The sequence below is a fragment of the Deltaproteobacteria bacterium genome (genome assembly GCA_016210005.1).
GTDB lineage: Bacteria > Desulfobacterota > Binatia > HRBIN30 > JACQVA1 > JACQVA1.
In genome coordinates this window covers 1-12,111 of sequence record JACQVA010000113.1, presented here as the reverse complement: position 1 = coordinate 12,111, position 12,111 = coordinate 1, and the positions used below count along the sequence as shown (strand labels likewise).

At 64.4% G+C, this 12,111-nt stretch carries 18 protein-coding genes and 1 tRNA gene; 2 read left to right on the top strand and 17 right to left on the bottom strand.

What is annotated here, in order from left to right; all coding sequences use genetic code 11:
- Positions 1-6 precede the first annotated feature (6 nt).
- From HY699_10800 to HY699_10755, 10 genes are all read right to left on the bottom strand, one after another.
- Entirely contained in the window at positions 7-663 is a 657-nt protein-coding gene (locus HY699_10800) for a DNA-processing protein DprA (GenBank protein ID MBI4516288.1), read from the bottom strand.
- A 291-nt stretch (positions 664-954) separates the two neighbouring features.
- The gene (locus tag HY699_10795; protein MBI4516287.1) at positions 955-1,338 is read right to left on the bottom strand and encodes a retroviral-like aspartic protease family protein; all 384 of its coding nucleotides are present in this window, start codon (positions 1,336-1,338) and stop codon (positions 955-957) included.
- A complete protein-coding gene (locus tag HY699_10790; protein ID MBI4516286.1) occupies positions 1,305-1,706 on the bottom strand; it encodes a hypothetical protein in 402 nt (133 codons plus the stop codon). Before HY699_10790 ends, HY699_10795 begins: the two co-directional genes overlap by 34 nt.
- A 99-nt stretch (positions 1,707-1,805) precedes the next feature.
- Positions 1,806-1,985, bottom strand: a complete 180-nt coding sequence (locus tag HY699_10785; GenBank protein ID MBI4516285.1) for a hypothetical protein — start codon at positions 1,983-1,985, stop codon at positions 1,806-1,808.
- Positions 1,986-2,014: 29 nt separating this feature from the next.
- Complete coding sequence (locus HY699_10780; protein MBI4516284.1) at positions 2,015-2,206, bottom strand: hypothetical protein; 192 nt, start codon at positions 2,204-2,206, stop codon at positions 2,015-2,017.
- A 36-nt stretch (positions 2,207-2,242) separates the two neighbouring features.
- Entirely contained in the window at positions 2,243-2,539 is a 297-nt protein-coding gene (locus tag HY699_10775; GenBank protein ID MBI4516283.1) for a putative toxin-antitoxin system toxin component, PIN family, read from the bottom strand.
- Between the two features lie 86 nt (positions 2,540-2,625).
- Complete coding sequence (locus tag HY699_10770; GenBank protein ID MBI4516282.1) at positions 2,626-2,877, bottom strand: antitoxin family protein; 252 nt, start codon at positions 2,875-2,877, stop codon at positions 2,626-2,628.
- A gap of 314 nt (positions 2,878-3,191) precedes the next feature.
- Positions 3,192-3,521 (bottom strand): HigA family addiction module antidote protein, encoded by a 330-nt coding sequence (locus HY699_10765; protein MBI4516281.1) that lies wholly within the window; start codon positions 3,519-3,521, stop codon positions 3,192-3,194.
- Between the two features lie 14 nt (positions 3,522-3,535).
- Entirely contained in the window at positions 3,536-3,826 is a 291-nt protein-coding gene (locus tag HY699_10760; GenBank protein ID MBI4516280.1) for a type II toxin-antitoxin system RelE/ParE family toxin, read from the bottom strand.
- Positions 3,827-4,328: 502 nt separating this feature from the next.
- Positions 4,329-4,967, bottom strand: a complete 639-nt coding sequence (locus HY699_10755) for a tyrosine-type recombinase/integrase (GenBank protein MBI4516279.1) — start codon at positions 4,965-4,967, stop codon at positions 4,329-4,331.
- A 27-nt stretch (positions 4,968-4,994) separates the two neighbouring features.
- On the opposite strand from HY699_10755, the gene HY699_10750 reads away from it, so the two are divergent.
- Both HY699_10750 and HY699_10745 read left to right on the top strand, forming a co-directional pair.
- The gene (locus HY699_10750) at positions 4,995-5,318 is read left to right on the top strand and encodes a type II toxin-antitoxin system RelE/ParE family toxin (protein MBI4516278.1); all 324 of its coding nucleotides are present in this window, start codon (positions 4,995-4,997) and stop codon (positions 5,316-5,318) included.
- Between the two features lie 11 nt (positions 5,319-5,329).
- Positions 5,330-5,650, top strand: a complete 321-nt coding sequence (locus tag HY699_10745) for a transcriptional regulator (GenBank protein MBI4516277.1) — start codon at positions 5,330-5,332, stop codon at positions 5,648-5,650.
- Between the two features lie 93 nt (positions 5,651-5,743).
- Here the strand turns inward: HY699_10745 and HY699_10740 are convergent, their stop codons facing one another.
- The 7 genes from HY699_10740 to gap form a co-directional block, all read right to left on the bottom strand.
- Entirely contained in the window at positions 5,744-6,073 is a 330-nt protein-coding gene (locus HY699_10740; GenBank protein ID MBI4516276.1) for a hypothetical protein, read from the bottom strand.
- Between the two features lie 316 nt (positions 6,074-6,389).
- Positions 6,390-7,793, bottom strand: coding sequence for a hypothetical protein (locus tag HY699_10735; protein ID MBI4516275.1), 1,404 nt, complete (start codon positions 7,791-7,793; stop codon positions 6,390-6,392).
- A 365-nt stretch (positions 7,794-8,158) separates the two neighbouring features.
- A tRNA-Leu gene (locus tag HY699_10730) sits at positions 8,159-8,242 on the bottom strand.
- Positions 8,243-8,270: 28 nt separating this feature from the next.
- A complete protein-coding gene (gene secG, locus HY699_10725; protein MBI4516274.1) occupies positions 8,271-8,693 on the bottom strand; it encodes a preprotein translocase subunit SecG in 423 nt (140 codons plus the stop codon).
- Positions 8,694-8,708: 15 nt separating this feature from the next.
- Positions 8,709-9,467 carry a triose-phosphate isomerase gene (locus HY699_10720; protein ID MBI4516273.1) on the bottom strand — a complete coding sequence of 253 codons (759 nt, stop codon included), beginning with the start codon at positions 9,465-9,467 and terminating at the stop codon, positions 8,709-8,711.
- 53 nt (positions 9,468-9,520) lie between these two features.
- The gene (locus tag HY699_10715; GenBank protein MBI4516272.1) at positions 9,521-10,690 is read right to left on the bottom strand and encodes a phosphoglycerate kinase; all 1,170 of its coding nucleotides are present in this window, start codon (positions 10,688-10,690) and stop codon (positions 9,521-9,523) included.
- A gap of 109 nt (positions 10,691-10,799) precedes the next feature.
- The gene (gene gap / locus HY699_10710; GenBank protein MBI4516271.1) at positions 10,800-11,804 is read right to left on the bottom strand and encodes a type I glyceraldehyde-3-phosphate dehydrogenase; all 1,005 of its coding nucleotides are present in this window, start codon (positions 11,802-11,804) and stop codon (positions 10,800-10,802) included.
- Positions 11,805-12,111: the final 307 nt, after the last annotated feature.

Here is a 12,111-nt window from a genome sequence, read left to right as displayed (position 1 = left end):
TTATGCTCAATCAGCGAACGACTTTGCAAGTGCATCGGTCAGGGCCGCCTTCGTGAAACTCCGAGCCCCGGCGGCGAGTAGCTCCCGGTTCGCGGTGAGGTCGATCGTCAAGACCGGCTTCCCGACCGCAACCGCCCGTCTTGCGGCGCCTAACGTTGCCGAACCCGACGGTGCCAGTGGGACCAGCAATACATCGGATAGTGCAACCACGAGCTCATTGCGCCGCAACGCCGCAGTGCGGCTGACCCGGTGCACGTTCGGTTTGCAGTGAGCCAGCACAAACGCCGCACGGTCCTGCATGCGCTCGATTATTCGGTCCGGAAGCAGCGCGTGCTCGGAGCCAGCGGCAAGGAGCATGCCGAGCTCTGCGTGAGCCGTCTCCGAGGCTTCGAGCAGCGCGCTTTCCAATGGCGAGTGCCAGCCGCCGATGACGCAGACATCGGCCGCCACGAGATCTTTGAATGCCTGCCCAGCCCTTAGCAAGCCAGTCGGTTCGACCTCCCGTGACGCGAGAAGACCCACGACGTGTCCGCCGAGCAGAGCGAGATTGCCAGCGACATAGAGGTGCTTTGTCGCCGCGCCCACCGCCCGACGGAGACGCGCCGGACAATCGTTCGATGCTAATTCGAGCAGGATGAATTCGAAGGGAACTCGGTTGTGCATCTCACTCAGGAACCGGACAGCGCACGCCCCCAACAACAGGGAAGTAATCGGCGCAGCAATCGAGGCTGTTGGAGAGGTTCAGCTTCTCGTCGCGCGCTCAGATCGAGCAGCGTCACCGCCCTTCGCTCCCTCGCTCAGCGCCCGCTCAGGTGGAACTGAGGAAACAACTCGGTGCCATTGAACCCATAGTCGACATTGCCCGGGCTCCCCGTCTGTTCAGATCACAGGCCGCGACCTTCATCCAACAAAACTGCATGCCGGGTCAACACGCGGCGCTGGGCGCTCGGACTCTCACTCCAGCATGACCTGGCCGCTGCGCAGATCGACCGTGAGCCGCCCGCCACGCAGGAAATCGAGACCGAGCAGCCCGTCGACGCCCGCGCTGGGCGGCAACGTGTGGCCGAGCACGGCGAAACCCGCGCGCAGCTGACCCAGCGCGGCGATCTGCTGCAGGGTGACCCGAGGCGCAAACTCGATGCCGCTCCCGGTGGTGACTTGAACTCGATCCGGCGCCAGTGCCGGATCATAGCCAATGGCTACCAGTACGCCGACGTTTATCACCGTGCTCGTGGCACCAGTGTCGAGGGCGAGGCGGAGCACTGAGCTGCCCCAAGGCCCCCACAACTCCGCCGCAACGATGATCAATCCCTCGCGCGGATTGAAGGGAGCGCCCATAGGACAATCGCCGTGTCCGCCGGCATCTTGCCGGTGTAGAGCACCGCGAACCGGTGCGGACGCAATTCGATGGCCTTGCGGTAGACCTCGTCGCGATCCTTGCTGTGCCAGCAGACTCTGCCGCCCTGCACCTCCAAGGCTTCATCCGTACGGGGATCGTCGATCAAAACCCATTCCGCTTCGAAACGGGCCTCGATCTCCGCAAGGGTCAGCACGCCCTCATGCATGGTCACACCTTCTGCCTGTGTCGGCGAAACCATTAAGCGCCACGCGCTGCTTATATCACAACCTCCGCTGCCCCGCTCTGCCCGGGCGCCCGCCAGCCCGAAGAAGGTCCAGTCCAGTCTGGGCAGATCGAGCAGCGTCACCGCGGTTCGCTTCCCGGGTCAGCGCCCGCTCAGGCGAAACTGAGGAATCAACTCGGTGCCAGTGAACCCATAGTCGCCCGGGCTTCCCGCCTGTTCAGATCACAGGCCGCTAGCTTCATCCAACAAGCGGCAGTCCGGGTCAACCCCCGGCGGGCAGACCTGCTGGGCGTGCTCCAGCGTGCCGCCGTTCTCAAGGTAGGCGGCGATGCCGGTGGAGCAGAAGGTGTGGCAACCGATCGTCGTCTTGATGTCGGCGTGCTTCGCGCGCCTGCGGATCATGCGCCAGGCGTCGGGCTGGGGCGTCGGTTCTAGCGACAACGGCCGGGCGCGGCGGTGAGGGTCGGGAAAAGTGGGCCGTCGCTCTGCTCGCGGATATGGGCGATGGCGATGTACGCGCCGAGGCACTCAAGGATGTGGTGAACCGGGACGACACGCTCCTTGCCGCCCTTCTCGGGCAACCGCTGCTTCCAGCGTTTGCGCTCGGGAAAGCGATCCTTCACGTCACCGGCTGAGCTTGGCGAGAAACTGGGAAACGCTCAGCACCTGGACGCCAAGGCGTCCATCTGGCGGATCAGATCGAGGTCGCGCTTCACATCATCGTCGCGGGTGACGAGGTATTCGGCGCTGCCCGCACTGGCCGCTTCGAGGATTCGGTCGTCATCAGGGTCGCGGCAGAGCTTGAGAGCGCCGGTGACCGAAACCATGCTCGCCCGTCCGGAGATCAATCGAAGATAGCTTTCCACCTTCGCCTCGTCGATCGCGTACTTCTTCCGGATTCTCGGCCGGTGAAGCACATCGCCAATCTCCTCCAGAATGGGCAGCGTCGCTACCACGTCGACACGCGCCCTCCCGCCACAGGTTCACTACGCGGGCTGGTGCCCCTTCCGGGTTGAGTAGAGCCGAGACCCAAACGTTCGTGTCAAGCAGAACGACTGGCTTCACGCCGCTTCGCTTTCACTTCGGCACGAGCCTTCGTGATGTCCGCTTCGATCGTGGCTGGCGAAAACCGCCGCGTGCGCCGGTGGACGTTGCGTAGCAGCGCGTCGAAATCCTTCTGCCACTCGTCTTCGGGGTAGATGGAGACGAGACAGGTTTTCCGCTCCCTCAGCCGTACGGGTTGGAGCGGCTTCAACACTCCATCCTCGTACACCACTCGGATCACTCGCTGCATGATCTACAGCTACCACCTTTGCGGCGGCACACCAAGCAAGACGGATCTCGTCGAGGCTGACCTGGTCGGTGGTTCGGTCGTAGAGTTTCGTCGTTCGAGGCGACCCGTGGGCGGCGATCCTCCTTCGGCAACAGAGCCTTCGGAGGACAAGTCTGCTTGCAACCCGAAGCCTTCGGCGAAGGGTTGCGCGTGTTCCAGGGTGCCGCCGTTCTCCAGGTCCCTCCTTCGCACGTACGCTTCGGAGGGCAGGAGGCGGTGATGCCGGTGGCGCGGAAGCTGTGGCAACAGACAGGCGTTGAAAGTCTCCCGTCGCGCTACCGTGGGCTAGGGTAGGCCTCGTTGTGGGTGGTAGCTGGCTTCGCCACGTAGCGTTTGACCTTGATGTCCCCTTCCCTGTCGCGGGCCTCGGCGATTTCGTAGGCGGTCTGCATCTGGAGTAGGGTGTCCATCTTCGGGCCGAAGGCCTTTTCGATCCGCAACGCCATGTCGGGCGAGAGCGCGGCGCGGCCGTTGAGAAGCGCGGAGAGTGCGGGCCGGGTCACGCCGAGAACCTTCGCGGCATCGGTCACGGAGAGACCGAGAGGCTCGATCACTTCCATCCTGATGAACTGTCCCGGGTGGGCCGGGCGCGCCATACGTACCATGATTACGTCTCCCTTCAGTGGTAATCCTCATAGTCCAGGTCGATGATTTCTCCTTCGGCCTGTTCGATCTTGAATGTGAGCCGCCAGTTGCGGGTGACGGTGATGCTCCAGGTCCCCTTTCGATCGCCGGTGAGCTGGTGCGCTTTCCAGCTCGGTACGTGGCGGAGTTCCTGTGCGTCTCCCATCTCCTGCAAGAACGTTACAATGTTCCGAACCCGTTCCACGATAGTCGGGGCCAATCCGGAAGGATCGTTGCGCTCGATGAAGCGCCGCAGTCCCCGGTGGGCCACGTTTCGGATCTTCATGAGGCAGCCTAGCCGATGAGCACGTCGCGCGTCAAGCGACGCTTTACGGCGGATGCTTGCCAGTGGGCAGATCCTGAGGGTCAGCCCCTGTTAGGTCAGATCGCAATCCGCTCGATCTCGCCGAGGCTGACTTGGTCGGTGGTGCGGTCGTAGAGCTTCGTCGTGCGCGGCGATTCGTGGGCGGCGATCCTCCTTCGGCAACAGAGCCTTCGGAGGACAAGTCTGCTTGCAACCCGAAGCTCTCGGCGAAGGGTTGCGCGTGCTCCAGGGTGCCGCCGTTCTCGAGGTCCCTCCTTCGCACGTACGCTTCGGAGGGCAGGAGGCGGTGATGCCGGTGGCGCCCTCCTTCGCGAGGTTGCTTTGGAGAGCAAGCGGATCCTCCTTCGCGAAACGAATGCTTCGGAGGACAGGACGTGTGGCAGCTTGCGGGCCGTAGCCTCGGCGAAGGCGCGCCGATCTTCGTCGGGATGCCGGCATTTCTGGCTCGCCGCCGGACCATTCGCTACGCGTCCGGCTGCGTCATTAGTTCGAGCGAGAGCTGGCGGCCGGGCGCGGTGGTGAGCGTCCGGAACAGCGGGCCCGAGCGCTGGTCGCGGCTGCGGGCGGCATCGAGGTAGGCGTCGAGGTGCTGCTCCAGGGTGTGGTGCACGGGCACGACGTGCTCCTTGCCGCCCTTCTCGTGCAGCCGGAGCTTCCAGCGCTTGCCCTCGGGAAAGTAGTCGCCGACCTTGAGCCCGAAGGCGGCGCCGATGCGCGCGAACGAGTAGACGAGCACACCGATGAGCGCGCGATCACGAACACCAGCGAGACTATCAGTGTCGATGGAGTCGAGCAGCTCGCGCGCTTCCTCCGTGGTGAGCACCGGCGTCTTACCGCGCTTGATCACGTGCTTCGGTCCACGGACCGAGTGCGCGGGATTGGTCGACACGATCTGGCCGACCACGAGCCAATTGAACAGCATCCGCACGGCCGCAAGGTGCTGCTTCACGCTCGGCTCCGCATGCGTCTGCTGCAGCTGCTCGATGTAGGCGGCCATGAGCGTCGGGGCGGTCTGTGCGACGCATCGTCCCCCCACCGCATTCGCGCCCCTCGCACTGCCGTGACTCTTACGGGCAGGCGTCGCTTGCAGGATTGGTAACATTGATGTTACCACGCGGTCGTGACTGCAATCCGGGTCGTTGAATACCTCGATGCAGAAGGTCGTTCCGCTTACGCGAGGTGGTTCGAATCGTTGAACGCACCGGCAGCGGCCAAAGTCGCAGCTGCAGTGTATCAGCTGGCGGCGGGGAATTTCTCCAATGTGAAAGGCGTTGGCTCCGGGGTGTTCGAAAGAAAGATCGATTTCGGTCCGGGCTACCGGGTCTATTTCGGCCGCGATGGCAATGTCCTCGTTGTTTTGCTGGGCGGCAGTAGCAAGCAACGACAACAGGAGGCCATCGCCGCCGCGAAAGAACGGTGGAGCGATTACCGGCGCCGCAAGGCACCAAGTTGAGGAGACATGCCATGGCACTCACACGAGATTTCAAAACAACCATTCTGGCTCGCGCCCAGCGCGACGCGCGCTTCCGCCAGGCGCTGTTCACCGAAGCGATCAACGCCTACCTGGCAGGCAATACGGCGACGGGCAAGGCTCTCCTGCGCGATCTTGTGAACGCGACCCTAGGGTTCGAGGGCCTCGCGGAAGCGATCAACAAACCCAGCAAGAGCCTGCATCGAATGCTCGCACCACATGGCAATCCGAGCACGGAGAACTTCTTCGATATCGTTAGCGCCCTCCAGAAGAAGACGCGCGTGAAATTGCGCGTGACCGCGAAGGCGGCTTGAAGGTGGCGGATGCGGATCGCGCCGGCCATTGAGATTGGAGTTGATCTCCGGAGATCCCCGGTCACCATCTGCAGTCCGGTCGGATCAGTCACCTCAATGGCGCGGCTCACTCTGCGCGTTCCGGCAATCCCACAGCGTGTTCTCCCAGTTGGAGATGAACCCGTTGTCGCCGCAGGCGACGCAGAACCAGCAGATCTCATGCGACTCGGGATCGATGAAGCCGTCGACCGGGCCCGGGCAAGGCTTTCGACCGGGCCGGCGGCGGCATCGAACACCGAGCGGGTCGTCGGGCTCGACGCTGGTCACGGCGGCGACGATCGCCCCCAAATGCTCGACCAGCCTGTGTGCCGGTCCCGGCAGCGCCGGGTGCAGCCGGCCGTCCTGCAAGAAGTGCGTGAGGTCGGTGACCCAGGTGTCAGGCATGAGCGTCTTGTAGCCCGATTATGAGCGGCGAGACAACGGGAAGCGGGGAACCGGAATTGGAAATGCAAAACGGAGAAGAAAAAGTGCGAGGCGAAGCCTGTATAGCTGACCGGCTTCGGCGACGAGGCCAAGCATCAACTCGACAGCGGCTGGGGCGAGGAGTTTGCCCGGCAGCTGTTTGGCAATCCGACGAACCGGGGGCGCGGCAGGTAGGGCTCCCTGTGGGATGGCTCCGCGCCTGCCGGAGTAGCCAGCACCTCGGCCTCGCCCCGGTGAAGGTGGTTGTCCTTCACGCATCGCGGGGGACGCGACGTGGCTAGAACGGAAGCTCGCGGGCCTGGCGCTCGACCAGTTCGTCGAACATCGCCCGACAGGCCGCCTCGTCGCGTGGCGATGCGGGGTCCTCGATCACGGCGCGCAGCGCCAGGTCCTTGTCGCCGGTGAGCGCCGACCTGACGATAAGGTTCTGGAGTTCTATCTGCGTGGCAATGTACCCCGCGATCGGTTCGACGATCGGGGGCATCGTGTCGGGGTGGATGCCGTCTCCGTCGGCGGTGGCCCCCACCTCGACGATGGCGCCGTCGGCGACGTTGGGGATGAATCCACGGTTCGGCACGTTGACCGCCATGATCGGCGCGGGCCGACCGGTCCACAGCGCCTCGATGATCGGCACGACCTCTTCGAGGCTGTGCCCGAAGCGCTGGGTGGGAAGCGGGATCCGGGTATCCGCGACCCACGTCGTGAGCCGTTCGATGAAGCGATCGATGCGCTCGAACTGCTCGACGTGCGCGGGATGGAAGCCGCCGATCTCATGGGCAAAGGGGAGATACTCTCCGATGTGGCTGTCGACCGAGCAGGGGATGATCCCGTAGGTGCGAACCATGTGGGCGACGAGGGGGGCGTAGAGCTGGTCCCCCAGCATGCCCAGCAGCGGGCGACCGGCGACGGCTCGGGTCAGCCCGGTCGTGAAGGGCCCGAAGTCGAAGATCTTTCTCGCGAACATCGCCTTGATCCGGGGCATGAGATCTTCGCCCGTGCGTTTGTCGCGGAATTCCGTGAAGAAGGTGAAGTGGTTGATGCCCGACGCCTTGGCTTCGATGTCGGCGGGGCGGATTCGCAGCATCCGTCCGAGCCGGTGGATGCCGATCGGCATCTCGTGACACATACCGACGTTCTTGACGCGTGTGCCTTGGTTGATCGCCAGCGTTACCCTGCTCATCGGGTTCGAGAGGTTCAGCAAGAACGTGTCCGGGCAGTGCTTCTCGATGTCGGCGCAGATGCTCAGCGTGTTCTTGATGCTGCGCAGCGAGTGGAACACGGCACCCGGTCCGCCGTTCTCGCCGTTCACCTGCGTCGCGCCGTAGCGCCGGGGGATCTCGTAGTCCTGGCGCCAGTACTCGAAGCGGCCGAACTCGGCGCTGCTCAGGCAGAAGTCGGCGCCCGCGAGCGCCTCGGCGGGGTCGGTGCTGTACTCGAGGATGACCGGGGTCCCTTTGCCGGCGTTGAGCTTGGCCGCGAATCGGTAGGCCCGCTGCAAACGCTGCGCGTTGACGTCGTGGAGCATCAGTCGGCTCCCGGCGAGCGCCGGTGTGTGGATGACATCGTTGACCATCGTGGGGCCGAACGAGAGACCTCCGGCGCCGATCAGCGTGATCTTCGGGCTCCCCATGGTTCGAAGACGGTTTTCGTCTACGCGCGTGAACACGTCAAGGACCCCCATTCGAAGAGGCGCGCCGCGCCAGCCTGGGCTCGGCAGTGCCCCCCCATAGACACCTTGAGGCTCTGGACGGCTTGCGACGGTGGTGCAGCCCTTGGTGTAGGCACGCCCGTGTAAGTCCAGGTCGCAGAACAGCACCGTCAGCTGGCGGCGTTCGGGGCTCGACGCTGTCGCAGCAGAACTCGACGCCCGCTGGGCTTTCGTGCTGGCACTGAAGACACCGCATGCCGGCCGTTGTCGGCGCTTCGATCGCGACTGTCAACGGCCGCGGGAAGCGGAGGCCTCACCTCTAGCCACCTTGGTGCGAGGAGGGGGCTCCGGGGGCCATTTCATTTCGTCACAAGATATTAAAGTCCCGGAAGAAGAAGTGCGAGGAGGGGGACTTGAACCCCCACGGGTTTTACCCCACTAGCCCCTCAAACTAGCGCGTCTGCCAGTTCCGCCATCCTCGCACGCTTGGTGGTTAGTCGTCACCGGGCCTCAGTTGGCCGCCGGGGCCTCGGCCGGAAGTGCGGCGGCAGGTGCGGCTGGTTCTGCCGCTGCCTGCGGCTGGGGGTTCGGCGCGGGTTCCGGAGCGGCTTCGCCCCCTTCTGCCGCGGGCGCCGGCTCTCCCGCCCCCTGCTCGATCGGCGGTGGGGCCGACAGCGGGGCGGCGTCCAACACGCTCGAACTGAGCCGCTGCGTCGACAGGTACGTCAGCCCGAGCGAGGTCAACATGAAGACCACGGCCACACCTACCGTCAGCCGGCTCAAAAAGTTACCGGCACCGCTGCTGCCGAATACCGTGGTGCTGCTGCCGCCAAACACCGCGCCCATGTCGGCGCCTTTGCCCGTCTGCAGCAGCACCACCAGCACCAAGAAGATGCAGGCGAGGACGTGAATAATGGTGACGACAATACTCATGTTGTTCTCATTCCCTCAGGTGGCGAACCGGATGATGCGCGCGAACGAGTCGACTTGCAAGCTGGCACCACCCACCAATGCCCCGTCAATATCAGCCTGGCACATGAGGCCGTCGATGTTGTCGGGCTTCACGCTGCCGCCGTACAGGATTCGCGCCCGCGCTGCTGCCGCCCCGATACCGCCCAACCAACCGCGAATCGCCGCGTGCACATCCTGCGCTTGCGCCGGCGTCGCCACCTTCCCCGTACCAATGGCCCACACCGGCTCGTAGGCGATGACCAGCGCGGCTATAGCATCCGCGCCGAGCCCCTTCAACGCGCCGGTCACTTGCCGCTCGATTACCCCTGCCGTCTGCCCCGCTTCCCGTTCAGCCAGCAACTCGCCCACGCACACGATCGGCGTCAGCGCATGCTTCAACGCCGCCATGACCTTCTTGTTCACACTTTCGTCGGTTTCGCCGAAGAACTGCCGGCGCTCGGAGTGACCGATGATCACATGGGTGCAGCCGCTGTCCCGCAGCATCGGCGCCGACACCTCGCCGGTAAACGCGCCGCTATCTTCCCAGTGCAGGTTCTGTCCGGCGAGCCGGATCGTGCTGCCTCGCAGCGCGGCGGCGACCGGAGCCAAGGCGGTGAACGGCGGCGCCACCAGTATCTCACGATCGGTGACACCGGCGGCTACTTCCTTCAGCCCCGCAACCAGCGCCAGCGCTTCGCTGCGGGTGCCGTACATCTTCCAATTGCCCGCCAGTAGCGGGCGGCGTGTCGCATGCATGGCGCGGCTCAGCAAGCAGTAGGCAGAGGGCAGTGCGCGGTTTGGGAAATCATCTAGTCCTCCAGCGCGGCGATTCCCGGCAGTGTCTGGCCTTCGAGAAACTCGAGCGAGGCGCCGCCGCCGGTCGAGATGTGGGTGATCTTGTCCGCCCGGCCGGACTGCATGATGGCTGCAACCGAGTCGCCGCCGCCGACGATGGTGATGGCCGTCGAATCGGCCAGCGTGTTGGCGATGGCCATCGTCCCGGCGTTGAACGGGGGCACCTCGAACACCCCCAGCGGCCCATTCCACACCACCATACGCGCGCGGCCGATCTCGGCCTGAAACCGCTTGATCGTGTCGGGGCCGATGTCGAGTGCCATCTTGTCGTTCGGGATTTCTCTAACCGTCTGCGCTGCGCGGCCTGCCTTGGGTTCATCGGCGACGACGTGGTCCACCGGCAGCAGCAGCGGCACTTCGCGGGCCTTGGCCTTGGCCAGCAGCTCTTTGGCCAGATCGAGCTGATCGGCTTCGACCAGCGACTTGCCGATGCCCAGCCCTTGCGCCCGCAAGAAGGTGTAAGCCATGCCGCCGCCGAGCAACAGCGTATCGACCTTATCCAGCAGGTTGCCGATAACCTTGATCTTATCCGACACCTTGGCGCCGCCAAGGATTGCCAGCAGCGGACGATCCGGATTAGCCAGCACCTTTCCGAGATACTCGCATTCCTTCTGCAGCAGGAAACCCGCGGCCCGCTCCCGTACCAGGTGCACCATGCCGGCGGTGGACGCGTGCGCGCGGTGGGCAGTGCCGAAGGCGTCATTGACGTAAACCTCGGCCAGTCGCGCCAGTGCCTGCGAGAAATCCGGATCGTTCTTCTCTTCCTCGGCGTGGAAGCGCAAGTTCTCCAGCATCAGCACGGCGCCTTGCGGCAGCGCGTGCACCTGGGCCTCGAGGGCAGGGCCGATGCAATCCGCCGCCAGCGGAACCGCCGTCCCAAGCAACTCCGCCAGCCTTTGTGCCGCCGGCGCCAAGCTCATCTCCGGATTCGGCTTTCCTTTCGGCCGGCCAAGATGGGAGGCCAGGATCACCCGCGCCCCATGTTCGCGGGCGTAGCGGATGGTCGGCAGCGCGGCCTCGATGCGCGTGGCATCGGTGACGGCGCCGGCCTTCAGCGGCACGTTGAAATCAACGCGGATGAACGTGCGCTTGCCGTTCAGTTCGAGCTGGTCGATGCGCCGCATAGGTCGCCCCACGACTAGAGGCGGTGAGCAGAGGGTGTTCGGCCGCCCTCACGCTGCCCCACTCCCTGCCGGGAGCGGGCGCCCCGTCGCAAGCACCACACTTGTCCGCCTACAGCGCCGCTCCAACGAGCCGGGTGACGTCGCCCATGCGCTTGGAGAAGCCCCACTCGTTGTCATACCACGACAACACCTTGACGAAGTTGCCGTCCATCACCTTGGTGAGCTGGGCATCGAAGATCGAGGAGTGCGGGTTGCCGTTGAAGTCGGACGATACCAGCGGCTCCTCGCAGTACATCAGCACGCCCTTCAACGAGCCCTCGGCGGCCTGCTTCATGGCGGCATTGATTTCCGCTTCGGTGGTCTTCTTGTCCAGTTCGGCGACCAGATCGACGAGCGACACGTTGGGCGTCGGCACACGCACCGCCATGCCGTCGAGTTTGCCCTTGAGGTCGGGCAGCACCTCGCCGACCGCGCGCGCGGCGCCGGTGGTGGTGGGGATCATCGACAGCGCCGCGGCCCGGGCGCGGCGTAAGTCCTCGTGCGGCAGGTCGAGGATACGCTGATCGTTGGTGTACGCATGCACGGTGGTCATCAGACCGCGCTTGATTCCGAAATTCTCGTGCAGCACCTTGGCCACCGGCGCCAGACAGTTGGTGGTGCACGAGGCGTTGGAAATCACGTGGTGCGATTCCTTCTTGTACGCCGTGTGGTTGACGCCAAAACAGAGGGTGAGATCGGCGCCCTTCGCCGGGGCCGAGATGATCACCTTCTTCGCCCCGGCTTCGAGATGGGCCGCAGCTTTGGCGCGGTCGGTGAAGAGCCCGCTGCACTCCAGCACGATGTCCACCCCGAGCGCCTTCCACGGCAGCTTGCCGGGGTCGCGCTCGGTGAGCACGCGAATGCGGCGGCTGCCGACGCTGAGGCCGTCGCCTTCGGCCTTGACCTCCTGGCTCAAATGGCCATGCACCGAGTCGTGTTTAAGCAGATGAGCCAGCGTCTTGGCGCTGGTGATGTCGTTGACCGCAACGAAATCCAAGTTCGGATCGTCGAGGCAGGCGCGGAAGACGTTGCGCCCAATACGCCCGAAACCGTTGATACCGATCTTAATTGCCATGGGGGTCTCCTTGCCGATGTTGCAGGGTGGTTTCGCCCTAAACCATGTTCGTTTCGGGAAATCAAGAAAGCGTCCGCCGCCGCAACCTTTCGGGGGTGTGCGACAAATCTGTGGGTAACGTGCAGCCGACCGGGCAAATCCTCACCAGTCTGACAGTACCGTGTACTGTCAGGCCGAGGCCCATGGCCGAAAGGGACGCAATTTGTCATCTTCCAGGCGCGGCGCCACTTCTTCAGCTGCTTCTCCCGCACGATTGCGGTCTCTGCGCAGCCGTGCGCTTCGTAGTAGACCAGCTTGTCAACGCCGT

What these genes read in the sequence shown, in the direction of transcription:
- HY699_10800 (MBI4516288.1), bottom strand. Translation starts at nt 663, where the DNA reads ATGCACAACCGAGTTCCCTTCGAATTCATCCTGCTCGAATTAGCATCG.
- HY699_10795 (MBI4516287.1), bottom strand. Translation starts at nt 1,338, where the DNA reads ATGGGCGCTCCCTTCAATCCGCGCGAGGGATTGATCATCGTTGCGGCG.
- HY699_10785 (MBI4516285.1), bottom strand. Translation starts at nt 1,985, where the DNA reads ATGATCCGCAGGCGCGCGAAGCACGCCGACATCAAGACGACGATCGGT.
- HY699_10770 (MBI4516282.1), bottom strand. Translation starts at nt 2,877, where the DNA reads ATGCAGCGAGTGATCCGAGTGGTGTACGAGGATGGAGTGTTGAAGCCG.
- HY699_10765 (MBI4516281.1), bottom strand. Translation starts at nt 3,521, where the DNA reads ATGGTACGTATGGCGCGCCCGGCCCACCCGGGACAGTTCATCAGGATG.
- HY699_10760 (MBI4516280.1), bottom strand. Translation starts at nt 3,826, where the DNA reads ATGAAGATCCGAAACGTGGCCCACCGGGGACTGCGGCGCTTCATCGAG.
- HY699_10755 (MBI4516279.1), bottom strand. Translation starts at nt 4,967, where the DNA reads ATGTTACCAATCCTGCAAGCGACGCCTGCCCGTAAGAGTCACGGCAGT.
- HY699_10745 (MBI4516277.1), top strand. Translation starts at nt 5,330, where the DNA reads ATGGCACTCACACGAGATTTCAAAACAACCATTCTGGCTCGCGCCCAG.
- HY699_10740 (MBI4516276.1), bottom strand. Translation starts at nt 6,073, where the DNA reads ATGCCTGACACCTGGGTCACCGACCTCACGCACTTCTTGCAGGACGGC.
- HY699_10735 (MBI4516275.1), bottom strand. Translation starts at nt 7,793, where the DNA reads ATGGGGGTCCTTGACGTGTTCACGCGCGTAGACGAAAACCGTCTTCGA.
- secG (MBI4516274.1), bottom strand. Translation starts at nt 8,693, where the DNA reads ATGAGTATTGTCGTCACCATTATTCACGTCCTCGCCTGCATCTTCTTG.
- HY699_10720 (MBI4516273.1), bottom strand. Translation starts at nt 9,467, where the DNA reads ATGCATGCGACACGCCGCCCGCTACTGGCGGGCAATTGGAAGATGTAC.
- HY699_10715 (MBI4516272.1), bottom strand. Translation starts at nt 10,690, where the DNA reads ATGCGGCGCATCGACCAGCTCGAACTGAACGGCAAGCGCACGTTCATC.
- gap (MBI4516271.1), bottom strand. Translation starts at nt 11,804, where the DNA reads ATGGCAATTAAGATCGGTATCAACGGTTTCGGGCGTATTGGGCGCAAC.